This window comes from Haloferax marinum (assembly GCF_009674625.1).
GTDB lineage: Archaea > Halobacteriota > Halobacteria > Halobacteriales > Haloferacaceae > Haloferax > Haloferax marinum.
This window is the reverse complement of sequence record NZ_WKJQ01000001.1, coordinates 1,724,725-1,748,105: the sequence shown is the minus strand read 5'-3', so window position 1 is coordinate 1,748,105 and position 23,381 is coordinate 1,724,725. Positions and strand designations below refer to the sequence as shown.

21 protein-coding genes are annotated in these 23,381 nt (G+C 62.6%); 7 read left to right on the top strand and 14 right to left on the bottom strand.

The genetic code is table 11. The features are described from left to right. Position 1: 1 nt before the first annotated feature. The gene (locus GJR99_RS08995) at positions 2–1,051 is read right to left on the bottom strand and encodes an ABC transporter permease (RefSeq protein WP_151111346.1); all 1,050 of its coding nucleotides are present in this window, start codon (positions 1,049–1,051) and stop codon (positions 2–4) included. Between the two features lie 214 nt (positions 1,052–1,265). Beyond that, entirely contained in the window at positions 1,266–3,113 is a 1,848-nt protein-coding gene (locus GJR99_RS08990) for an ABC transporter substrate-binding protein (RefSeq protein WP_151111344.1), read from the bottom strand. A gap of 234 nt (positions 3,114–3,347) precedes the next feature. On the opposite strand from GJR99_RS08990, the gene GJR99_RS17445 reads away from it, so the two are divergent. From GJR99_RS17445 to GJR99_RS08970, 5 genes are all read left to right on the top strand, one after another. Beyond that, positions 3,348–3,515 (top strand): DUF7556 family protein, encoded by a 168-nt coding sequence (locus GJR99_RS17445; RefSeq protein ID WP_191967096.1) that lies wholly within the window; start codon positions 3,348–3,350, stop codon positions 3,513–3,515. A 91-nt stretch (positions 3,516–3,606) separates the two neighbouring features. Continuing rightward, the gene (locus tag GJR99_RS08985) at positions 3,607–4,026 is read left to right on the top strand and encodes a PPC domain-containing DNA-binding protein (protein WP_151111342.1); all 420 of its coding nucleotides are present in this window, start codon (positions 3,607–3,609) and stop codon (positions 4,024–4,026) included. Between the two features lie 3 nt (positions 4,027–4,029). Next, a complete protein-coding gene (locus tag GJR99_RS08980) occupies positions 4,030–8,175 on the top strand; it encodes a DNA-directed DNA polymerase II large subunit (RefSeq protein WP_151111340.1) in 4,146 nt (1,381 codons plus the stop codon). Positions 8,176–8,646: 471 nt separating this feature from the next. Continuing rightward, entirely contained in the window at positions 8,647–8,934 is a 288-nt protein-coding gene (locus tag GJR99_RS08975; RefSeq protein ID WP_151111338.1) for a DUF7130 family rubredoxin-like protein, read from the top strand. Between the two features lie 51 nt (positions 8,935–8,985). Continuing rightward, complete coding sequence (locus GJR99_RS08970; protein ID WP_151111336.1) at positions 8,986–9,882, top strand: ketopantoate reductase family protein; 897 nt, start codon at positions 8,986–8,988, stop codon at positions 9,880–9,882. A gap of 71 nt (positions 9,883–9,953) precedes the next feature. Here GJR99_RS08970 and GJR99_RS08965 read toward each other — a convergent pair whose 3' ends face one another. The 4 genes from GJR99_RS08965 to GJR99_RS17965 all read right to left on the bottom strand — a co-directional run bounded on the left by GJR99_RS08965 (position 9,954) and on the right by GJR99_RS17965 (position 12,745). Beyond that, the gene (locus GJR99_RS08965; protein ID WP_151111334.1) at positions 9,954–11,495 is read right to left on the bottom strand and encodes a sulfatase; all 1,542 of its coding nucleotides are present in this window, start codon (positions 11,493–11,495) and stop codon (positions 9,954–9,956) included. A gap of 78 nt (positions 11,496–11,573) precedes the next feature. Then, positions 11,574–11,945: a NifU family protein gene (locus GJR99_RS08960; protein WP_151111332.1), complete on the bottom strand. Its 372-nt coding sequence runs from the start codon at positions 11,943–11,945 to the stop codon at positions 11,574–11,576. Between the two features lie 42 nt (positions 11,946–11,987). Next, entirely contained in the window at positions 11,988–12,305 is a 318-nt protein-coding gene (locus GJR99_RS08955) for a DUF5783 family protein (protein ID WP_151111330.1), read from the bottom strand. Between the two features lie 299 nt (positions 12,306–12,604). Further along, entirely contained in the window at positions 12,605–12,745 is a 141-nt protein-coding gene (locus GJR99_RS17965; RefSeq protein ID WP_449405223.1) for a DUF7557 family protein, read from the bottom strand. Positions 12,746–13,070: 325 nt separating this feature from the next. Between GJR99_RS17965 and ppk2 the strand changes: the two genes are divergently transcribed. Further along, the gene (gene ppk2 / locus GJR99_RS08945; protein ID WP_151111326.1) at positions 13,071–13,898 is read left to right on the top strand and encodes a polyphosphate kinase 2; all 828 of its coding nucleotides are present in this window, start codon (positions 13,071–13,073) and stop codon (positions 13,896–13,898) included. Positions 13,899–13,930: 32 nt separating this feature from the next. Here ppk2 and GJR99_RS08940 read toward each other — a convergent pair whose 3' ends face one another. From GJR99_RS08940 to hemC, 7 genes are all read right to left on the bottom strand, one after another. Continuing rightward, entirely contained in the window at positions 13,931–15,349 is a 1,419-nt protein-coding gene (locus GJR99_RS08940) for a DHHA1 domain-containing protein (protein WP_151111324.1), read from the bottom strand. A gap of 183 nt (positions 15,350–15,532) precedes the next feature. Beyond that, the gene (locus tag GJR99_RS08935; protein WP_151111322.1) at positions 15,533–16,558 is read right to left on the bottom strand and encodes a PstS family phosphate ABC transporter substrate-binding protein; all 1,026 of its coding nucleotides are present in this window, start codon (positions 16,556–16,558) and stop codon (positions 15,533–15,535) included. Between the two features lie 133 nt (positions 16,559–16,691). After that, complete coding sequence (locus tag GJR99_RS08930) at positions 16,692–17,423, bottom strand: enoyl-CoA hydratase/isomerase family protein (RefSeq protein ID WP_151111320.1); 732 nt, start codon at positions 17,421–17,423, stop codon at positions 16,692–16,694. 86 nt (positions 17,424–17,509) lie between these two features. Next, positions 17,510–18,733 carry an MFS transporter gene (locus tag GJR99_RS08925; protein WP_151111318.1) on the bottom strand — a complete coding sequence of 408 codons (1,224 nt, stop codon included), beginning with the start codon at positions 18,731–18,733 and terminating at the stop codon, positions 17,510–17,512. Further along, positions 18,730–19,473 carry a uroporphyrinogen-III synthase gene (locus GJR99_RS08920; protein WP_151111316.1) on the bottom strand — a complete coding sequence of 248 codons (744 nt, stop codon included), beginning with the start codon at positions 19,471–19,473 and terminating at the stop codon, positions 18,730–18,732. Before GJR99_RS08920 ends, GJR99_RS08925 begins: the two co-directional genes overlap by 4 nt. Further along, complete coding sequence (cobA, locus tag GJR99_RS08915; RefSeq protein ID WP_151111314.1) at positions 19,470–20,357, bottom strand: uroporphyrinogen-III C-methyltransferase; 888 nt, start codon at positions 20,355–20,357, stop codon at positions 19,470–19,472. The genes GJR99_RS08920 and cobA overlap by 4 nt, the downstream gene beginning before the upstream one ends. Position 20,358: 1 nt before the next feature. Beyond that, positions 20,359–21,456, bottom strand: coding sequence for a hydroxymethylbilane synthase (gene hemC / locus GJR99_RS08910; protein WP_151111312.1), 1,098 nt, complete (start codon positions 21,454–21,456; stop codon positions 20,359–20,361). A 144-nt stretch (positions 21,457–21,600) separates the two neighbouring features. Between hemC and GJR99_RS08905 the strand changes: the two genes are divergently transcribed. Then, positions 21,601–21,996, top strand: coding sequence for a hypothetical protein (locus GJR99_RS08905; RefSeq protein ID WP_151111310.1), 396 nt, complete (start codon positions 21,601–21,603; stop codon positions 21,994–21,996). A gap of 32 nt (positions 21,997–22,028) precedes the next feature. Here the strand turns inward: GJR99_RS08905 and hemL are convergent, their stop codons facing one another. After that, complete coding sequence (gene hemL, locus GJR99_RS08900) at positions 22,029–23,366, bottom strand: glutamate-1-semialdehyde 2,1-aminomutase (RefSeq protein WP_151111308.1); 1,338 nt, start codon at positions 23,364–23,366, stop codon at positions 22,029–22,031. Between the last annotated feature and the right edge of the window lie 15 nt (positions 23,367–23,381).

Genomic DNA, 23,381 nt, shown 5'->3' with positions numbered 1-23,381 from the left:
TTCACCCCTCGTACCCGACGCGCGGGTCGATAACCGTGTACAGGAAGTCCTGGAGAATGTTCGTTCCGACCAAGATGAGGATGAAGATATACATCAGCGTCCCGATGAGCGGAAGGTCACCGTTGATGGCGGCGTTGAAGAACAGCCATCCGAGGCCGTTGATCGCGAAGACAGTCTCGACGAAGACGGACCCGCCGAGGAGCAAGAACGCCTCACCCGTGATGATGGGAACGAGCGGGATGAGCGCGTTCCGGAAGATGTGCTTCCAGACGAGCGACCGGCCCGAGACACCCTTCGCACGCGCGGTCTCGACGTAGTTCGAGTTGATGGTCTCGAGAACTGCCGTCCGACCGATACGCATCTCGTTACCCATCGATGCGGACCCGAGAACGAGCGCTGCGGGTGCAATCTGCTTCGTCGCTTTGAGGAACGAGTTGAACCACCCACCAGGGTCAGCGAGGAATCCTTGTATCGGGTCTTGGAAGAAGCCGAGCGCTGGTGGCGTGACGACGTTCGTCTTCACGATCCACGTCTGCCACGTGAAGAACCCGTTCGTCCACTGCCCCGTCTGTGAGAGTGCAGTGACGAGCATAATCGCCAACCAGAAGTTCGGCATCGCACGCCAGACGATTCCGCCGAACGACGCGACGTAGTCCGACAGCGTGTTCGGGTTCAACCCGGCGTAGAAGCCGAGCGGAATCCCGACGAACAGGGCGATGAGGACCGACCAGAAGCCGAGCCAAATCGTCCGGGGAGCGTACACTTGGATGAGTTCGTACGCCGTGGTCCCTGGTGCGATGACCCACGACTGACCGAGCTGGAAGGTAAACAGCCGGTACATGAAGTCGAAATACTGACTCCAGAGCGGTTGGTTCAACCCGAGGTTGGTTCGGATTTGCTCGGCCGCTTGAGGGTTGTACTGCGTCCCCAGAATTGCTGATACGGGGTCGAGTGGACCTAAGCGGATGAGGGCGAACGTAATCGTCGTCCCGAAGATGACGACTGGAATCGACATCAGTACCCTGCGAAGGAAGTACTGCCATCGACTCATGGCATCACCTCGCAGACCGTTCGAGCGGACATTATTGTAAGGGTTTAATGAGTGGGATGGATATGTCTTGCGCTTCCCAGTCCCAATATCGAACTTTCCCCAGTTGTTTTAGATGAATCTGGTGGATACCAGTAACTAACTGTACGCGTGTCAAAAATTTTTGAGCGTTCTCTGTTCGATGTCGACGCCGAAACGTCCCCGCGGAAGGGGAAGATTACCGGTTGAGGGTAACCTTGTTGAGCTTCTGGCGGCTCGGGCCCATGCCACCGAACGGCTCGATGTTGAGGGTGTCGTACCAGAACCGTTCGTCCTTGCGGTTGAAGACGTTGAGCATCGCGACGTCTTCCCAGTTGGATTCCTCGATTTCGACGTAGGCTTCGTCACGGACTGCCTGGGCGTCGTCGGTCGGCGACGGGTTGTTGACGACGCGCTGGTAGGCGTCGGTCGCCTTCTGGTAGGCGTCGCCGTTGTCGGACGTCCAGTTGACGTACGAGATCGGGCCTGGCTGCGACGTGTCAGTTTGCGGCGGGTTGAGCAGCTGGAGGAAGTTGTCCGCTGCTGGCCAGTCGGCGATCCAGCCGAGGGTGTACGCTTCGAGCTGACCGTTGCGGCCACGCTCGAGGAGCGTCGAGAAGTCGGCCTTCTGGATCTTCATGTTGACGTGAGCCGACGCGAGCTGGTCGCGCAGAATCTTCGCCATCTCCTCCCACGTGTCGGAGTTGTACTGGGTCCACTGGACTTCGAACTTGTTGTCCTCGCTGTAGCCAGCTTCTTCCATGACCTCGCGGGCTGCCTGGATGTTGGTCTCGCCGACACCGTACGGGTAGTCGGCCTCGATCTTGTCGCGGGCTTCCGTTGCGCCACCTGGGTAGATGGTCGGCGGCGTGAAGATGTACGCCGGGGAGCCGCGTCCCTTGAACACTTCCTCGACCATCTGGTCCTGGTTCATGACGTACGCGAACGCCTGGCGAACCGGCTTCGGGACCTTCTTCATGTTGAAGCCAACGTAGAAGATGGACAGGGTCGGGACGCCGACGTAGTTGACCGTCTTGCCGTTACGGACTGGGCCGTACTTACCGACCTCACGACCGAACTCGTCGACATTGTCCACCTGGATCTTACCAGGGTCGTACTGCGCGGTGGGCAGACCGAAGTAGTCTGCGTTCTCGTTCATCGCGTAGTTGTACCGTGCCGTGTCGTCCTCGATGACCTGCCAGCGGACGTTGTCGACCTGTGCGACGTCGCCGTAGTAGTCGTCGTACTTGGTGACGGCTGCTGCGGTACCCTTCTCCCAGAATGCGAACTCGAACGGACCGGAGCCAATCGGGTTCTTGCTGGCGAAGTCGGTGTACTCCATCTCGCCGTCGTAGCCCTCGATGTCGCCGACGATGCCTTCCGGCAGTGCGGCGAACGAGGTGTACGCGAGCATCTCGAGGGTGTCGTGGAACGGCTCTTTGAGGTTGACGACGAGTTCGGTGTCGCTCGTGGCTTCGACGCCGAGCGAACCGGGGACGTAGTTACCCTCACCGTCAGTCTCGTGCTCCATACCGATGGAGTCGAGGATGAAGTACGCACGACGGCTGTTCGACGACGACGCGAGACGTTCCCACGCGTAGGCGAAGTCAGCAGCCTTGACCGAGCGACCGTCGTGGTAGGTCGCGTCTTCGAGCTGGAACGTGTACGTCGTGAAGTCGTCGGACGCCTCGTAGTCCGCGGCGAGTTCGTTCTCGACCGTCGGGAGACCGTCCGGATAGGACATCAGACAGTCGAACATCTGCTGGATGACCTGCCCGGAGGCAGTGTCAGTCGCAGCGACAGGGTCGAACGTGGTAATCGTACCACTGCTGATCTTCTGGAAGATAGATCCGGACAGTTCGTTGCCGGACTGCTCTTCTTCCGTCGTCTCGGCTGCGGTCGTGGTCTCTTCGCCACCGGTGTCTTCGGTGGTCGTATCTCCGTCACCGTCACCGCCGCCGGTACACCCGGCGAGAGCAGCGGCCGTAGCGGCCCCACCCGTTGCCTTCAGGAAACGACGTCGCGAGAGTTTGTTAGTGTCTGGCATTCGGACCAATCTTCCCAGTCCTTGTGGATAAACTTACCGTATTCGATTCGTTTGAAATAGGATGGGTACGTCGGGGTGTAGTTCCGTGCCCAAACGGCGAATTCTGCCACGAGAAATGCTCAAACGAACAGTTTGATTTCCAAACTAGTTTCTCGAACGACAGAATGGTGTGTCAGTCGATGCCGTGCCTTCCGTTTCGGGCAACTTATATAGGGGTGTCACTACGTATCATACATGACGCCGGATGCGAAGGTTTCCGTCGACGACTCGGGCGCTGAGGTTATGGCCTCGGTGGACAGCACCCAGACGGGCCAGCGTCTTATTATTGCGGATATCTCCCGCGACGACGCTTGGCTCGCGGCCGACGTAACCGACGCAGTCGCACTCGACGACTGGCGATAATCGCTTCGGCATCGGTTCTCGACTCGGTTCGTCTGCCACGTTGCAGGCGAGACCATTTACATTTTAGTCCGACTCGCTCGTGGTACGTAGCATGAACGCTCGAGCGGTGACAGTCAGCGAGGAGTATCTCGCACGCCTCGAACACGGTGCGGACTGGCGCGAAGAGATTGAGGAGTTCTGCGCGCGGAAGGATATCGAGTCCGCGTGGTTCAACGCGATGGGTGCGGTACAGGACGCCGAAATCTGGTTCTACGACCAGGACGACCAGGAGTATCAATCTGTCACGTTCGACGAACCGCTCGAAGTCGCCGCCTGCGTCGGCAACGTCTCGTTGCTCGACGGCGAACCGTTCGCGCACACCCACGCGGTGCTCTCTCGACGGAGCGGCCAGTCGCTCGCGGGCCACCTCGATTCGGCAACCGTCTTCGCCGGTGAGGTGAACCTCCGCGCGTTCGACGAACCGCTCGAACGCGCCCACGACGACGTGACCGACCTCGACCTCTGGCTCTAAACCGTGCGAGAGGAGGACGAGCGCTACTTCGCGCGCATCGAAGACCGCCTGGACGAAGCCTTCGACCTCGCACGCGCCGCGAAGGCGCAAGGGCACGACCCGAAGACCGAAGTCGAGATTCCGGTCGCCAAGGACATGGCCGACCGTGTCGAGAACATCCTCGGCATCGACGGCGTCGCCGAGCGTGTCCGCGAACTCGAAGGGCAGATGTCCCGCGAAGAGGCCGCTCTCGAACTCGTGACCGACTTCGTCGACGGCAACGTCGGTGATTACGACTCCCGCGAGGGCAAAGTCGAGGGTGCGGTTCGCACCGCCGTCGCCCTCCTCACCGAGGGTGTCGTCGCCGCACCAATCGAGGGAATCGACCGCGTCGAGATTCTCGACAACGACGACGGCACCGAGTTCGTCAACGTCTACTACGCCGGCCCGATTCGCTCTGCGGGTGGGACTGCACAGGCACTCTCCGTGCTCGTGGCCGACTACGCCCGGTCGCTCCTCGGCATCGACGAGTACAAGACGCGAAACGACGAGGCCGAACGCTACGTCGAAGAGATAAATCTCTACGACAAAGAGACCGGACTGCAGTACTCGCCGAAGGACAAAGAGACGCGCTTCATCGCCGAGAACATGCCCATCATGCTCGACGGCGAGGCGACGGGCGACGAGGAAGTCTCGGGCTATCGCGACCTCGAACGCGTCGATACCAACTCCGCTCGCGGTGGGATGTGTCTCGTCATGGCCGAAGGTATCGCACTCAAGGCCCCGAAGATTCAGCGCTACACCCGCCAACTCGACGAAGTCGACTGGCCGTGGTTACAGGACCTCATCGACGGCACGATTGGCAAAGACGACGGTGACGACGCGGCCGCCGACGCAGACGACGGTGACGAAGACGACGCAGACGCCCCGGAGGAGGCGGTCGCTGACGACGCTGGCGACGCCGACCCGGAAGGCTCTGTTCGCGTCGAACCCGCGACGAAGTTCCTGCGTGACCTCATCGCCGGCCGCCCGGTCTTCGGCCACCCTTCCGCACCCGGTGGGTTCCGACTCCGGTACGGCCGCGCCCGAAATCACGGGTTCGCAACCGCGGGCGTCCACCCCGCGACGATGCACATCGTCGACGACTTCATCGCGACTGGAACCCAGATAAAGACCGAACGACCGGGGAAAGCAGGTGGTGTCGTCCCCGTCGACTCCATCGAGGGACCGACGGTCAGACTCGCCAACGGCGACGTTCGCCGTATCGACGACCCCGAAGAGGCCGAAGAGCTCCAAAACGGGGTCGAGAAGATTCTTGACCTCGGTGAGTATCTCGTCAACTTCGGCGAGTTCGTCGAGAACAACCACCCGCTGGCACCCGCGTCGTACGTCTTCGAGTGGTGGATTCAGGACTTCGAAGCCACAGACGCCAACGTCCAGGCACTGCGTGACGACCCGACTATCGACCTCGAAGACCCGGACGTCGACGTGGCACTCGATTGGGCGACCGAGTACGACGCACCGCTCCATCCCGCGTTCACGTATCTCTGGCACGATATCTCGGTCGAACGATTCGACGCCCTGGCCGACACTGTCGCTGCCGGCGACGTCGTCGCCGCCGAAACAGACGGCGGCGCCGGTGTGAGTGTCGGTGCCGACAACGAACCCGAACACGGCGACGCCGGCACGCTCGTCCTCGAAAACACCCCCGACATCCGAGAGGCACTCGAACATCTCCTCGTCGCACACCGACAGACAGACGAGACGCTTCGCGTCCCCGTCTGGCGACCGCTCGCGCGAACCCTCGGTCTCACAGACGACCGAGAACGGACGTGGGAACTCGACGACCTGTCGGCCCGCGCCCGCGAGTGGGACGACGGAACCAACGCGATCGAGGCGGTCAACGAAGTCGCTCCCTTCACGGTCCGTGAGCGCGCACCGACTCGAATCGGCAACCGGATGGGTCGTCCGGAGAAGTCCGAGCGCCGTGACCTCTCGCCGGCAGTCCACACGCTCTTTCCCATCGGTGAGGCCGGTGGCAGTCAACGCGACGTCGGCGATGCCGCCCGCACCTTCGGCGACTCCGGAAAACGCGGCCACATCTCGGTTCGCGTCGGCAAGCGGACGTGCCCCGACTGCGGCGCGTTCGGATTCAAACCGAAGTGCGAATCGTGTGGTGCCCACACCGACCCTCACTACGAGTGTGACGACTGTGGAACCGTCGTCCAACCCGACGAATCGGGTCGCGTCTACTGTGACCGCTGTGAGTGGGAAGTCGAGAGCGTCGAGTGGCAGGATATCGACCTGAACACCGAGTACCGAAGCGCACTCGAAAACGTCGGCGAACGCGAATCCTCGTTCAAGATTCTGAAAGGCGTCAAGGGACTCACCTCCTCGAACAAGACGCCCGAACCCATCGAGAAAGGTGTTCTCCGGGCGAAACACGACGTGTCGTCGTTCAAAGACGGAACGGTCCGCTACGACATGACCGACCTGCCCGTGACGGCGGTTCGCCCACAGGAACTCGACGTGACGGCCGGTCACTTCCGCGAACTCGGCTACGAGACCGACATCGACGGCGAACCGCTCCGGTTCGACGACCAACTGGTCGAACTCAAAGTACAGGACATCGTCCTCTCGAACGGCGCGGCGAAGCACATGATGCAGACCGCGAACTTCGTCGACGACCTCTTAGAGACGTTCTACGGTCTCGACCCGTTCTATCAGATGGACGAACGCGACGACCTCATCGGCGAACTCGTCTTCGGGATGGCCCCGCACACGTCCGCGGCAGTCGTCGGCCGCGTCGTCGGATTCACGACAGCAGCGGTCGGATATGCGCATCCGTACTTCCACGCCGCGAAACGGAGGAATTGTTTCCATCCCGAGACTGAAGTCTGGTACCAGGACGAAACTGGTGACTGGCATTTCGGCGACGTTCAGACACTGGTCGAAGAACGCCTTGACGAACCGAGAACTGACGACTTCGGGACGCTGGTTCAGGAACTCGATGGTGACGTGTACGTCCCATCGCTCACCAGAGACGGCAGAGAGACTGTCAAACCAGTCGAAGCGGTGTCTAAACACGTCGCACCGGACCAACTCGTTCGAATCGAAACTCGCGCTGGGAGGGAATTGACGGTCACACCGGACCATACGATGATTCGGGCGACTGACGACCGGCTCGAACGCATCTCTGCACACGAACTCAACGAGGGCGATGCTGTTCCGTCACCGAAAGCCCCTGACTCAGCACCTGTCGGTTCAGAGTCGGAACCGCTCTTCGCTGACGGCGGTGACACGTGGCTCGACGAAGTCGTGTCTGTCGAATACGTCGAAAGCGATGTCGAACACACCTACTCATTGACTGTCGAGGAGACGAACTCACTCGTCGCACACGACCTCTACGTCGGGCAATGCGACGGGGACGAAGACTGCGTGATGCTCCTCATGGACGGACTTCTCAACTTCTCGAAAGAATTCCTCCCGGACAAACGCGGTGGGCAGATGGACGCCCCACTCGTGATGTCCTCGCGCATCGACCCCTCGGAGATCGACGACGAGGCGCACAACATGGACATCGTCCGGCAGTACCCCCGCGACTTCTACGAAGCGACCCTCCGGATGGAAGACCCAGACGACTGGGAAGACGAAGTCACCATCGCGGAGGAGTTCCTCGGCACCGACCGCGAGTACACCGGGTTCGACCACACCCACGACACGACGAACATCGCCGCCGGCCCGGACCTCTCTGCGTACAAGACGCTCGGGTCGATGATGGACAAGATGGACGCCCAGCTCTTCCTCGCGCGGAAACTCCGCGCCGTCGACGAGACTGACGTGGCAGAACGCGTCATCGAGGGGCACTTCCTACCCGACCTCATCGGGAACCTTCGCGCGTTCTCCAGACAGGAGACGCGCTGTCTCGACTGTGGCGAGAAGTACCGCCGGATGCCCCTCACGGGGGAGTGCCGCGAGTGCGGTGGTCGGGTGAACCTCACGGTCCACCAGGGGTCTGTGAACAAGTACATGGACGTCGCTATCGAGGTGGCAGAGGAGTTCAACTGCCGGGACTACACCAAACAGCGGCTCGAAGTGCTCGAAAAGAGCCTCGAATCTATCTTCGAGAACGACAAAAACAAACAGTCCGGCATCGCGGACTTCATGTAGCCAACTGTCGGACGACGTTGTCAACGTCACAGGCCACGTTGCCAGCGTCACGGACGACGTGCACTATCTGGTCCGCGGCCCTCACTTCTGGTCGTTGATGTTCCACTATCTATCTGATTTTCTGAATGTCGTACATTCGTGTCCACTCTCGTGCACTGACCTCTAGTGTTTGTTCGGCGCGCGTGAAGAGATACCACTGAACATCCCCCACTCCCGTCGCGTTGGGGTGTGTTGGGGTCCGTCCTGACGAGATGCAGATGAGACACAGCTATCGCCCCATCGTGGGAGCGAACAACCCCACCCCGGTTGCGAGGGCGACTGCTCTACCAGACATTCGAGAGCGGATTCGCGCCCGCCGACCGATTTTATATCGCACTATATGGTTTATCACTTATACCGGGCACGATGCAAGCCCGCCTGAGGCTGTGGCTGGCCATTCAATTTTACCACGTGCGTGCCCATTGTTCACATATGGCTACCGAGACACAGCCAACCGTCGGAATGGCGGTATATACAGAGGATGGGACGAAAATCGGCCACATCCGCGGCTTCGACGAGGACGGGTTCTTCGTCACGACTCGCGAGGGACTCGCGGGAATGTCTATCGAGCACGAGCGCGCCGGCCACGAGTTCGGGGAGGCTGAGTTGATGTGGCGGTGCAGCGACTGCGGCGAGATGGGAGACATCGAGGCGTTGCCCGACACCTGCCCGAACTGCGGCGCGAAACGCGAACACATCTACTACTGGACCGAAGACTGAGTCGTCCCACGAGACTCATCGATTTTTATCGCCCGACGAGAACCTGTAGCCATGCGTATCCTCGTCTTCGGCGCGGGTAGCCTCGGAACCCTCGTCGGCGGCCTCCTCGCGTCGGTCCACGACGTGACGCTCGTCGGCCGAGACCGACACGTCGCACGCGTCTCGAAGACTGGCCTCGACGTCGTCGGTGCCGAGTCTGGACACGTCACACCCACGGCAACGACTACAGAAACGGGTCACGACGCCGACCTCGCACTGGTGACCGTCAAATCGTTCGACACGCTCGCGGCCGCCGAGGCACTCGCGGCGTGCGACGTCGATGCCGTCCTCTCACTGCAAAACGGCCTCACCGAGGAACTCCTCGAATCCCACCTCGACGTGCCCGTTCTCGCGGGAACGGTCACGTACGGTGCGCGCCTCGTCGCTCCTGGTCGTGTCGAGTGTACGGGCGTCGGTCGCGTCGTCCTCGGCGCGCTCGACGGGGGGACGTCCCCGGTCGCCGAGCGCGCTGGCAAGGCGTTCCGCGACGCGAATATCAACACACTCGTCGCCTCGGATATGCCCCGTCGGCGATGGGAGAAACTCGCCGTCAACGCCGGCATCAACGCCGTCACTGCACTCGCGAGGGTGGAAAACGGCGCGTTGGCGACCGACGAGGCTCACGACGTTGCCCATCGTGCCGCCCGTGAAACTGCTCGTATCGCCCGATTAGAGGGTGTTCGCCTCCCGAACCGTGTGGCTCGTGAGGCTATCGACCGGGTCGTCGAGAAAACAGCAGCAAACCACTCGTCGATGCTCCAGGACGTCGACTCGGGGAAGCGAACCGAAGTGGACGCTATCAACGGGGCAGTCGTCGAGACGGCCGTAAAACACCAATTCGAGGTACCGACGAATCAGACGCTCACGGCGCTGTTGCGTGCGTGGGAACGCGGAAAGGGACTGCGATAACGGGGAAAGGGACTGCGATAACGCAGTAAGTTCGATAACGTGGCAAGTCGGGGTCAAACGGCCGATTTCGCTTATTCGAGGTAGCCCAGGTCGCGGAGTCGCTCTTGTGCTTCGTCGTCCATCTGGTCGACCGAGTCGTCCGACACGTCGGTGTCGAGCGCGTCGGTCCACGCACCGCCGATGGCGTCTTCGAACGCGGAGAGTGCGGCCTCGGTCTCGGCGATGGCTTCGTCGTCCGAATCGGCGAGGTTCTCCGTCTCGTCAGGGTCAGAGTCGAGTCGGTGGGCTTCGTCCGGAATGCGGTCGATACGCGTGTATTTGGCGTCGACGCGGCGAGCAGACCGCATTCGCGAGTAGAACCGCGAGTCTTCGGAGAGGTCGATACCGGCGCTGGACGCCTTCTCTTCTAACTGCTTGAGTTCGACCACGGGGCGGGAGTATTCGACGAACGCGTACTCGCCATCGTGGTGTTGGCCGGGGTCTGCGTCGTCCACGCCGGCGAACTCGCGGTAATCTACAGAGAGGAGCGACCGGGTTCGGTCGAGTGCGACGACGTCGTCACCAGGGCTGGCGGGTTCACCACCTTCGACACCCAGTGCGTCGAGGACCGTGTGATAGAGGTCGACGAGTTCGACCTGGTCTTCGCGTCTGCCAGCGCCGAGTTTCGGGTGTTTGACCATGAGCGGGACGTTGACGAGCGGGTCGTACAGGCAGAACTCGTGGCCGTAGAGGCCGTGTTCGCCGTGAAGTTCGCCGTGGTCAGCACAGACGACGACCATGGTGTCGTCCCACTGGCCGGTCTCTTTCAGGTAGTCGAACAGTCGCGTGAGTTGGTCGTCGATGTGGGCGATTTCGGCGTCGTAGAGGCCGCGGATGTCTTCCCACTCCTGGTCGTCTATCTCGTACGCGCCCGCGTTGTACTCCTTGGAGTTTTGGCACACGTCGGTCGAATCGACACCCGGTGCGAACTCCTCTTTGTACTCCTCGGGCGGGTGGTACGGGAGGTGGGCGTCCATGAGGTTGACGAACGCGAAGAACTGGTCGGAGTCGTCGACGAAGTCGATGGTCTGGTCGACGACTGCGGGCGTCTTCGAGTCGGCACCCTCACCGCCCGCGAGATACTCGTGGGCGGTGTTGCCGAGGCTGACGAGTTTGTCGGCGAGCGCGCGGAGGGTTTCGCTGTCGTTCATCGTCTTCCAGGCTTTCGCCAACGGGCCAGAGAGGAAGTCTCCCGGCATGACCTCGAAGAAGTTGTCCTGTTCTGCGAACCCGTCTGTCAGGTGTGTGTACGGGGTAATCCACGCGTTCGAGGAGTAACACGCGGTGTCGTATCCGGCCGCCGAGAGCGTCTCGGCCAGTGTGGTCGCACCGTCGAGATAGGGGTTCTCCTGGTCGGCCCCGTGTCGACTCGGGTACATCCCAGTAAAGAGCGAGGCGTGAACCGGGAGGGTCCACGGTGCGGGCGCAACGGCCTGTTCGAAGACGGTCGCCTCCTCCGCAAATCGTTCGAGGCCCGGCGTCGTCTGGCGCTCGTAGCCGTACGGCGTGAGATGGTCTTTCCGGACCGTGTCCATGACGACGAAGAGAACGTTCTCGGGCGACTCGGCAGTCATACCCGTGGGTGTGATGTGGTCGCCGATAAAACTCCTGTTCTCTAACGCGGGTCGAAAAGAAACGCCAGCGAGTCCGCCTTAGAACGGGGCCTGTGGGCCTTGGTCGTCTTCGATGTCGGTCGTGTCACTGCTGGTCTCGCCGGGGAACGACGGCGACCCGCCGCGACTCTCGCCACCCATGTCGCCGCCCATGCCGGTGTCGGCGTGGACTTCGTTGATCTCGGGAATCTCCTTGACCATACGGGTCTTGATGGCCTGGATGGTCATCGGGGAGATACCGCACCCGGAACACGCGCCACCGAGAAGAATCGTGACTTCGCCGGACTCGCGGTCCAGGTCGCGGATGGCCGCGCTGCCACCGTGCATCTGAATCTGCGGGAAGTTCCGACGGAGGAAGTTCACGACACGCTCTTTGAGGTCGTCCTCGCCGTCCTGCGTCTCCGTGCTCATAACCGCGCGTTCGGGGTGAATGGGCTTAGGCCTTTGGTTCGGTTACGCTTCGACGCCGAAGACACGCCGGAGTTCGGCGTGAATCTCGTCCAGATACCGGTCGAGGACGGCCTCGAGTTTGTCGTCGTCGACGACGACCGCAGTGAGTCGCTCGGCCGGGTTTTCGGGGAGTTCGACGTAGAAGTCGCCGTCCTCGTAGAACGGTTCGGACTCGTTGAGAATCTGCTGGTCGATGCCGTGGATGAGCGTCGAGTCGTACTCGTCGTTCATCGTGTTGAAGGCGTTCTTGTACGCGCGCTGGAGCTGTGGGAAGTAGTGGACGTACTTGTCTTCGAACTTCTCCGGGTCGAAGTCGGTCATACTCTGCCCTACCTCGCTGCCGGCAAAAAATCGGACGGTTGGCCGGTGTCCCCGAATCTCGACGTTTCGTATAGCGGCCGGCAATTTATCGAACGGCTTCGCAGAACGCTCGACAAATCCTCTCTTCTCTCGATTCGGGGGTTCTCAGCCTGTCTCGTAGCTGTCTGGGCCCTCTGAGGGTTGCAGAATTAGTCTACTATTGTCCGATTACCTGAGCCCCCGAGAGCAACTGTGAGTCGCTGTGGGTACCTATCGGTCTGGGTGAGTCCGCGATGAAAATAGAGTGACGAGGCAGTGCGTCACTCGATGAGTGGCGTGTCCACACGGGCGGCGAATAGTTCGCTCGCCGTGAAGATGGACACGAGTTCGTTGATCAGTTCGTCGTACGACTCGTCTTCTTCGCGCACTGCGTCGAGTCGTTCGACGGTTCGACGGTCCAACTCGACCGTCTCTGTTTGTACCTCCGGTTCGTAGCCGACCGGGTAATCGTATTCGAAGCGGTTTGGTCTCGCGGTCGCCATCGTCTTGCCCCTCGCCGGCCATGCGGGCCGGTACCATGACATACACGAGCATATGATATGAGGATTTCGCGGATTTGGGATGTCGTGGCGCTTCTCGAGTGACTGTGGAGCCGTTTTTCCGCAAAGTCTGGTCCGGGTGATAAACTACATGCTGCGATATCGAATCGGTGTTCGATCCACGCTCTGCGACGGCCACCACTACCGTTCCCTATTGGTATTTGTTCACGAGGAACATATTGGTGGCATGACGAGTGACGCGGACCGCTACAACAAGCGGGGAGTTCTGAAGAAGAAACAGTACAAACGCGAGTTGAACGACTTGCAGGAAGAACTCGTCAAACTCCAGCATTGGATTACGGAGGAGAACCTCCGCGTCTGCGTCGTCTTCGAGGGGCGCGACGCGGCAGGAAAAGGCGGGGTCATCAAACGAATCACCCGCCGACTCAACCCGCGAGTTGCGCGCGTCGTCGCACTCGGAAAACCGACCGAACGCGAGCAAGGCCAGTGGTACTTCCAGCGCTACGTCGAGCAACTCCCGACCGAAGGCGAGATGGTGCTGTTCGACCGCAGTTGGTACAATCGGGCGGGCGTCGAACACGTGATGGGATTCTGCACAGACGAGGAGTACGAAGAGTTCTTGCGAACCTGTCCCGAGTTCGAGCGAATGCTCGTTCGGTCGGGTATCGTCCTCATCAAATACTGGTTCTCCATCAGCGACGAAGAACAAGAACGGCGCTTCCAGAAACGCAACGAGGACCCGAAGCGTCGCTGGAAGCTCAGTCCCATGGACCTCCAAGCGCGCTCGAAGTGGGTCGAGTACTCGAAGGCCAAAGACGCGATGTTCGAACACACCGACATCGACGAAGCACCGTGGAACGTCGTCCACGCGGACGTGAAACGCCACGCGCGACTGAACTGCATCTCACACCTCTTAGACCAGATTCCGTACGAAGACCTGACGCCCGACCCTATCGAACTCCCACCGAGACAGGACGTCGACTACGAACGACCGCCTATCGACGACCAAAACTGGGTCCCTTCGAGGTTCGGGTCGAATCCGGTAGACGACTGACTGCCCGGACGAACCGGTCGGGGCTGCACTCGTTAGGCTAACTGCTCGCCGACGATGCGGTCGGCTTCGGCGATGAACTCGTCGACCGACCCCTTCGGAATCGTCGCTCCCGCGGCGACGTTGTGCCCACCGCCGTCGCCGCCGACTGCTCGTGACGCCTCGCGCATGACCACCGAGAGGTCGAGGCCGTTTTTGACCATCACGTACGACCCGCGCGAGGAGACTTTCACCTGTCCGTCTTCGTCGTCTGCGAAGGCCAAGACGGGGATTCCGTTTCGGGTGGCGTCGGTTCCGACGGCCATCCCGGCGACGATGCCGACGATGGTCTCACGAATCTCGTCGCCGGCGTCGAACCACTGGAGGTTCTCTTCGACGGCCACGCCGTGTTCTTTCACCCACTGAAGCCCGTTCGAGAGGTTCTTGCGGTGGTTTCGGAGGAGTCGGCGCGCTCTGTCGAGGGCACGGTCCCGGTCACCCAGACAGACGGCGAGGCCGACGTCGCCCCGGTCGTACCGTGCGGTCGCGTTCAGGAGCGTCGAAAACTCGCTCACGTCACGGAGTTCGGTTCCTTCTGCTTCCCGTGAGAGGACGTACGTCGTCCCCACGAGGTCGTCGATTCGGTGGGCGGGGACGCCGCTGGCGATGGCCCGCCGAATCAGCGCGCTGGCGAGTGCCTGCCGTTGGTCACCCGTGAGGTCGACCCACCGTTTCCACTCGCCGTCGTCGTCGCGGACGGGCACGTCGAGTTCGGTCAGGAACTCGATCGCACCGGCCTCGTTGTTCGAGATACCGGGGATGCGCACGTCCGTCGCGTACTGGAGGAGTTTCGGGAGTGCACGCGTCTGTCGGCCGTAGATTCTGATGTCTGTCCCTTCTTCGACGACGCCCGCGTCGATTCCTTCCTCGACGATGCCTTCGTTCGCACCGGTGAGCGTCCCGTTCGTATCTTGCATGTCGCCGACGGCGCCGACGACCGCGAGGGCGGCGAGGTCACGATTGTCTCCGCCTTCGGGTTCGAGTGCGCGCGCGAGGACGTAACTCGCACCCGCACCGGAGAGTTCGGTCGCACCGTCGAGACCGAACAACAGTGGATTGAGGTGGTGTTCGGTCTCGACTCCCTCGGCAGGTTGGTGGTGGTCTGCGATGACTGGGTGGAAGTCGCCCGCCGACTCGTGGTCGGCGATGACGTCGAGTTGGCCGCTCCCGAAGTCGGTAAACAGGACGGTGTCGTAGTCGGTCGCCGCGATGTCGGCGATGGCGGCCTCGTCGAGTTGGCGACAGAACACCGTCTCGAACGGAATCCCGGCGCGTTCGAGCGCCGTCGAGGCGATGCCGGCGCTGGTCAACCCGTCGGCGTCGATGTGCGAAGCGAGGAGCACTCGGTCGGCGTCGCGGAGTCGGTCTGCACACGCCGCGGCGTGCTCGGTGAGGTCGGGGACGGGTCCTTCCATCAGTTGTTGGGTACTCACGCCGTCACCGGCATAAACACTGGCAGTTTGGCAGGGGCCCCATCGGTTCGACTGTCGTTCACGATGGAGTGCAGTGGTCCCGTCTCGGTACAAAAAGCTTCGCCGGTGGGCCTGTTGTGCGACGCAAAGCGCGCGGGGGTTCAGCCGACGTGCTGAAGAGAGACGCTAGTTAGCCGCTTCGATGGCCGAATCGAGTTTGTCGAGCATCTCGGACTGCTCGTCTTCGGCCAGTGGGACGTAGCCGACTTCGTCGGCGACGATTTCCTTGTTCGTAGAGCTCTCCATCCAGTAGCGAGCGAACGCGGCGACGTGGTCATCCGCGAGCGCGCCCTTTGCCGGGTAGGTAAACAGCGGGCGCGACAGCGGCGTGTACTCACCAGAGAGCGCAGTGTCGAGCGACGGTTCGACGTAGCCATCACCGTCGTCGATGGCGACTGCCTGAACAGCGTCGGTGTTTTCGCTGTAGTAGGCGTAACCCATGTAGCCGATGGCGAACTCGGAGCCTTCGACACCCTGGATGATGGTTCGGTCCTGTTCGGTCGCAGAGTAGTCCTGGCGGTGGCCTGGGCCGTCCTCGCCGATGATTGCCTCGATGAAGTAGTCGTAGGTACCGGAGGCGTCAGTGGGACCAAAGATTTCTATCTCTTCGTCGGGCCACTCGGAGTCGACGTCGGCCCACGTCGCCGGCTTCGAATCGGCGGAGAAGATGGTCTCGAGCTGTTCGACGGTGAGTCCCTCGCCGATGAAGTCGTTGTCGTTGTTGACGATGACCGTCAGCGCGTCGGTCGCGACCTTCAGTTCGACCGGTTCGACGTCCTCACTGGAACAGTGGTCTTCTTCTTCGGATTTGATGGGACGCGACGCGTTGTTGAAGTCCGTCTGGCCGGTACAGAAGTAGTTCGCGAAGCCACCACCGGAGCCAGTGGACTGGATGTTGATGTTGACTTCCGAGTGTTCCTTCTGGAAGCGTTCGGCCATCGCCGTCGCGAGAGGGAAGACAGTCGACGAACCCGCGATGTCGATCGCTCCCGAGAGCGTGTCCGTGTTGGACTCGGCGTTCTCTGCGTCGGTGGCTTCGGAATCTGCCTCGCTGTTGCCCTCTGTACAGCCAGCGAGACCAGCGACTCCGGCTGCGCCGGTGGCAATCAAGAACTTTCGGCGTGAAACGACGTCGTCCGTCTTTCGCGTCATCATCGTTGACGACTGCAGATTTACTCAAGTACCCTGCTATTAGATATATATAGGGTATTGTTGGTATATATCTCGGAGGATAGCGATATCGAAGCGTTCCCAGACGAACCTCGTTAGACTACTTACACCTCGTTCATCGCTCGAAGAACCGCCGTGTCGCCGCCCGGCAGTCGTCGTCGGCGCGAATCTGTTGGAACGACCCGCGGATTCGTTCGCGCGTCCCCGGACTCGCCGCCCCGATTGTCGCGTTTTGCTTCGTGAGAGCGGTCGACCGCCGCGGCGACGCGGCAATCGACTCGACGAACTGGGTGACAGACTCGGTCAGTTGGTCTGCCGAGACGACGCGATTGACGAGTCCCCAGTCGGCCGCCGTCTCCGCTCCAATCGGGTCGCCCGTCAGCGCGAGTTCCATGAGCCGTTTCTTCCCGACTGTCTCGGCCACGCGCTCGACCACGTAGGGTGGATACGCGCCGATTTTCGTTTCGGGGAGTGCGAACGTCGCGTCCTCGACGGCGACGGCGAGGTCACACGCGGCCACGAGTTCGCACCCGCCACCGTAGGCGAGGCCGTTGACCGCCGCGATGACGGGAACGTCCAACGATTCGATGCCGAACAGCACGTCGTAGAGGCTGTCGGTCAGTTCTTCGACGTCCGCTGCCGTCTCCGCGTCATCGATGAGTGAGATGTCGTCACCGGCGCAGAACACGTCTTCGACGCCAGTGAGAACGGCCACGCGCGACTCGTCGGCCGCTCGTTCGAGGCCTTCGTGGAGTTCGTACCAGCCATCGAGGTGCAGTGCGTTCTTCTTCTCGGGCCGGTCGAGTGTGAGCCAACTGGCGTCGCCGCGAGTGTCGTATCGTAACATGGCTCACAGTGCGTACACGAGCACGAATAGTCTGCGGGTTCACATATCGGAACGCGTGTCCCGTCTCGATGCGCGTCCCGTCTCGATTACAGACGGCGCGTGACGACGAACAGCAGTCCCGCCGCCGCCACCGTCGCCACCGCGACGAACGCCCACCCAGCACCGTACCCGACTGACTCGACGATGATGCCGAAAATCGGCGGTGCGAGCAGTCCTCCGGTGTTGATTGCGGTCTGTCCGCCGGCAGTCGCCGCACCGATGTCGTCGTCGGCGACGACGCCGCTCAGACAGGAGTAAAACACACCCGTCGACCCGTGGATAGTGAGGCCGAGGGCGACGAACACGACGACTGTGAGTGCGAGCGACCCGCCCGCGATGGCCAGGAGGGCGAACAAGAGGACAGCCCCTGCGAGTTGCACGAGTGCGACAGTCGCCGCACCGTGTGCGCCACCGAGTCTGTCGGCGATGCTTCCGGCACCGATACGACCGATGCTCCCGGTCACCTGCGTCGCCGCGAGAACGCCTCCCGCGATTGCCGGGGCCGCACCGGCCACGTCTTGTACGTAGAGGACGGTGTAGCCGAGCATCGAGAAGATGGACGCACCGATGAACAACCCTGCGCCGACGAGAGCGACGTAGGCCCGGTTCCCACTCAGTCCACCGACTTGCGGCCACTCGAGTCTGCCCGTTCCGGGGACTCCGTCGTACTGAACGGCGAAGACGACTGCGTACCCGACTGCGACGGCGGCGATTACCCAAAAGCCGACCTGCCACGCCGCGACGACGGCGATACCCGTCACGATGAGCGACGACGCACCGCTTCCGAACGTCACACCGACCTGTTTCAACCCCATCGCGAGGTTCTTGCTTCCGGCGGGTGCGGCGGCGACGATACCGCGATTCGACCCCGGCATCGCCGTCGAGTACGCCACGCCGAGGAGGGCAGCAGTCCCCAACAACAGCGCGTAGGACGGCGGTGCGAACGAGACGCCGACGAGTGCGACGGCGAGGGCGAGGAGGCCGACGACCATCACCGGTTTCTCGCCGAAGCCATCGACTGCTGCACCGGTCGGGAACAACATGAACGTGTAGCCGAGCAGAGCAGCGGTCAGAAAGACACCGACGAGCGACTCCGACAGTGAGAACGCGTCGCGGACGAATCCCGTCGCGGCGAAGATGGTGTAGTAACAGAGACTGGCCGCAGTTTGCCACCCGGTGACTGTCGCGACGGCCCGCCACGACCCGTCGGTTACGGACGCATTCGCGCTCGCCGCACCCGTCGTCTCCTCACTGTGGCCGGTTCGCGTCACTCGTGGTAGGTTGGTGCCGCCATCTCGACCACGTCGCAGGCGAGCGCTTCGAACGTCGCCTCGTCGGGGACGACGTCCACGTCGATGCCGTGTGACGCCGCCGTCTCACGGGTCGGTGCGCCGATTGCGCCGACGACGGCGCGATTCAGGCCGGCGATAGCTTCCTCGCGGATGCCGCGTTCGGCGGCGGCCTCGAGGAAGTGTTCGACCGTCAGCGACGAGGTAAACAGGGCCGCTTCGAGGTCACCGTCGGCCGCCATGACCGCCGACTTCCCCGACCCTTCGGGGCGCACGAGTCGGTAGAGGACCGTCTCGTGGACGTCGGCACCGGCGTCGCGGAGGCCGACGAGGAGGACCTGACTCCCGTGGTCACTTCGGGCCACTTCGACTGTCTTGCCGTCGACGTCGGGTGCGAGGTGTTCGACCAGCCCTGCGGACGTGTATTCGTCCGGAACTCGGTCGACGGTCCACCCTGCCTCGCGGGCGGCACCGGCAGTCGCAGGGCCGATACAGCAGAGCACTGCGTCGCCTGGGGTCCACCCTGCTTCGTCGAGCAGTTCGACGCCCGTCTTGCTCGTGAGGACGACGAACTCGGCCGGTTCCGGCGTGGAGTCGGTCGGTTCGACGGCCAGCATCGGGTCGGCAACCGGCGTCGCACCGAGCGAATCGAGGAGTTCGACTGCTGCCTCGATACGGTCGTCGTCCGGGCGGAAGACGGCAGCGCGGACCTGTTGGCTCATTCGTCTGCCTCGTCGTCACCACCGACCTTCGTTCCGTCGGTCGATGCAGTTGTAGCCAGCGCGTCGACGCCGCCGCCTTCGAGGAACGCCTGGACGCGGTCACGAGTCGCTGCCACCTCACCGATGACGGTGATGGCCGGCGGTTCGATGTCCGCCTCGTCGCGCACGTCCACGATGGTGTCGAGCGTGCCGGTGGCGACGCGCATCTCGGGCCACGTCGCTCGTTCGATGAGCGCGACGGGCGTGTCGCCGGCCATCCCCGCGTCGCGGAGTTCGGCCGTGTAGAGTGGGAGTTTGCCGACGCCCATGAGGACGACGAGCGTCCCGCCCGTCGCCGCGAGTGCGCCCCAGTCGATTGCCGACTCCTCTTTCGTCGGGTCCTCGTGGCCCGTGACGAACGAGACCGACGAGACGTAGTCGCGGTGCGTGACGGGGATGCCCGCCGACCCCGGTCCGGCGACGGCCGAAGTGATACCGGGGACGATGGTGAACGGAATCTCGTTCGCTGCGAGATGTTCCATCTCCTCACCGCCGCGTCCGAAGACGAACGGGTCGCCGCCTTTCAGGCGGACGACGTCCTTGCCTTCACGGGCGAGTTCGACCAGTCGGGCGTTCGTGTACTCCTGTGGCGTCCACTCGCCACCGGCGCGTTTGCCGACGTCTTCGCGCTTGCTGGCTGGAATCATCCCGAGAATCTCCGGGCCGGGGAGTTTGTCGTGGAGGACCACGTCCGCCTCCTCGATGAGGCGAGCGGCTTTCAGTGTCAGCAGTTCCGGGTCGCCGGGGCCACTTCCGACGAGGTGGACCGTGCCGACCGTTTCGGTGCCGGTCGAATCGGTGGCGGCCGAGTCGTCGGTCTCGGCCGAGTCGCCCTCCCCTGTCATCTTACTCCTCCTCTGCTTCCTTTCGGGCCGCTTCGACGAGTTCGCCAGCACCCCGCTCGCGCAGGCCTGCGGCGAAGTCGCGGGCGGCGTTCGCGTGGTTGCCGACCGGCAGGTCACGACCGGTCTTGATGGCTTCCGACCCGTCGGTCGCGAGTACCTGCACGTCGACGTGGACGTGTTCGCCCTGCAGGAGTGCGTGGACGCCGACTGGGGCGATACACCCGCCACCGAGTTCGGCGAGGATGGTGCGCTCGACGGTCGTCTCGACGCGCGTCCGCGGGTGGTCGAGTTTGTCGTGAACGAGGTCGATAATCTCGGGGTCGGACGCGGTCACTGCGATAGCGCCCTGTCCGGGTGCGGGGACGAACGAGTTCCGGTCGAGGCGCTGGTACTCGATTTTGTCGGCGAGTCCGCTTCGCTTGAGCCCTGCTTCGGCGAGGACGATGGCGTCGTACTCGGTGTCGACCTTTCGGCTCATCGCCTGTCGCTCGAGTTCGGTGAGACTGTCGAACCACTCGTCTGGTCGCTTTTCGAACTTCCGTTCGTAGTCGGTCTTGCCCTTCTGGCCCTTCGCTTGCTCGTCGTCGTCGACTCGTGCTTCGTGTTCGCGCTGGAGGCTCGTCGCCAGCAACTTCTCGACGCGCGTATCGACGTTGCCGCGGAGCGGTGCGACTTCGATATCACTGCGGTAACTGCGCAGTTGGGCCTGGCGGCGGAGCGACGAGGTGCCGACGACTGCTCCTTCGGGGAGTTCGTCGATGTCGTGGCCCTCACGGGTGACGAGTACGTCACCGGCGGGTGCGCGCTCGGGGACGCCCGCGACGACGAGGTCGTTCGGCTTCTCGGTCGGCATATCCTTCATCGAGTGGACCGCCGCGTCCACCTCACCGTCGAGGACGCGCTCGTCGAGTGCGCGAACGAACGCGCCGGTCTTGCCCAGTCGGTGGATGAGTTCGTCCTGAATGCGGTCTCCCTCGGTTTCGACCTCGACGAGTTCGACGTCGAGTCGTCGGCTTGCGAGCGCCTCCTGTACGCTCGAAGCCTGTGCGCGAGCGAGCGCCGACCCTCGCGTCGCCAGTCGCAGCGTCCGTGTAGTCATACGCTGTTGTCTGGCGCCCGCGTTGAAAAGCCCTCCAGTTCGTCGCTGTCGTGTCGGAGCGTGACGCGGCACACACGCGGTTCGGCGAGACTGTCGCGCCGACGAGGGAAAGACGCATACGCCGCCCGAACCACGACTCTCTCGATGCCCTCCCGCGACTCTCTCGTCCGACAGGTCGGCGACTTCGTCGTCGTGGCTCTCTTTTTCTTCGCCCTGACTGCGGTGCTCGGACCGCTCGAACCGTTCTTGATGTCTGTCGGCATCGACCCACCGTGGTTCCTCGGCGCCGTCGTCGCGGGCGGTGTGGGTGTCGTCTTGCTGGTCGCCCGCCCGCTTCGACTCCGACTGGTCGTTCGGGTGTGGGCAATCGGACTCGTGACGACTGTCGTCACGACGACGCTGTTCGTCTTCTTCGACCTGCAGGAGTCACCGCTCGGTATCCTCGTCGCGTGGGCGCTCGGTGTCGGTCTGGGCCTCGTCCTCGCGTACCCACCGTTCTGGCGGGCGGCGGAGGCGAGAGTGCGGGTCGAAGAAGAGTGAGGCGAGAGTGCGGGTCGAAGAAGAGTAACCTCCTACAGCGCTTCTTTGTACGCTTCGAGCGTCTCCTCGATGTCTTCGTCAGTGTGGGCGTAGGAGACGAACTGCGACTCGAACTGGTTCGCGGTGAGGAAGACGCCCTGGTCTTTCATCTCCTGCCAGAAGACGCGTTCCCAGCGGTCGGTTTCGGCGCTCGCCACGTCCGCGCCGGTCTTCGGGCAGGCGCCGAAGTTGCCACAGGACTCGTCCTGTACGCACCCGTTCTTGCAGGCGTCCGAACGGTCACTGGTGCCGTGACGCGTGAAGACCGTCTTGAACATCGAGTCCGACCCGACGACGGTGTACTCGGGGGCCTGGTCTTCGAGGATGTCCGAGATGCCAGTCCTGAGTTTCTCGCCGAGACGGTCGACGTGGTCGTAGACGTCGTTTTCGGCGGCGTACTTCAGATACTCGTGGCCGGCGGCCATCGCGACTGGGTGGCCGGAGAAGGTGCCGGACTGGAAGACGTTTCCACTCGGAGTGAACTGCTCGATGAGTTCGGCTTTGCCGCCGATTGCGCCGACGGGGAACCCGCCGCCGATAATCTTGCCGAACGTCGTGATGTCGGGCGTGACGCCGAACTTGCCCTGTGCGCACTGGAGGCCGCCGACGCGGAACCCGGTGATGACTTCGTCGAAGATGAGGAGCGACCCGTACTCCTCTGTCACGTCGCGGAGCGTCTGGAGGTAGCCCTCGACGGGGTGGACGATGCCCATGTTGGCGAGGATGGGTTCGGCCATGACCGCCGCGATGTCGTCGCCGTACTCCTCGAACACCTCGTGAATCGCCTCGGTGTCGTTGAACGGGACGGGAATCGTGTGGTCGGCGAACGACGAGGGGATGCCGGCCGTGCTCGGGTGGGCGTCGTCGGGCCCGCCCTCGACGAGCGTGGACTCCTGTGCGCCGTGATAGCCGCCTTGCATGATGACGATTTTGTCGCGGCCGGTGACGCCGCGAGCGAGGCGGACTGCCGAGACAGTCGCTTCGGTGCCCGAGTTGACGAAGCGAATCATCTCGACTGAAGGAACGTGTCGCGCGACGAACTCGGCGTGTTCGACCTCGATTTCGGTCGGTGCGCCGTACATCGGCCCGGCGGCGGCGTGTTTCTGGACTGCCGCCTGGACGGGGTCGGGTGCGTCGTGGCCGTACAACAGTGGCCCGTAGCCCATCACGTAGTCGATGTAGCGGTTCCCGTCGGCGTCGATGACGTGCGCGCCGTCACCGCGTTCGACGAAGAAGGGGTACGGCTTCGTCGCCCGAACCGAGGAGTTTACGCCGCCTGCGAGGACCGACAGCGCTCGGTCGTACAACGCGCGGGACTCGTCGTGTCTCATGGCCGGCGGTTCGAC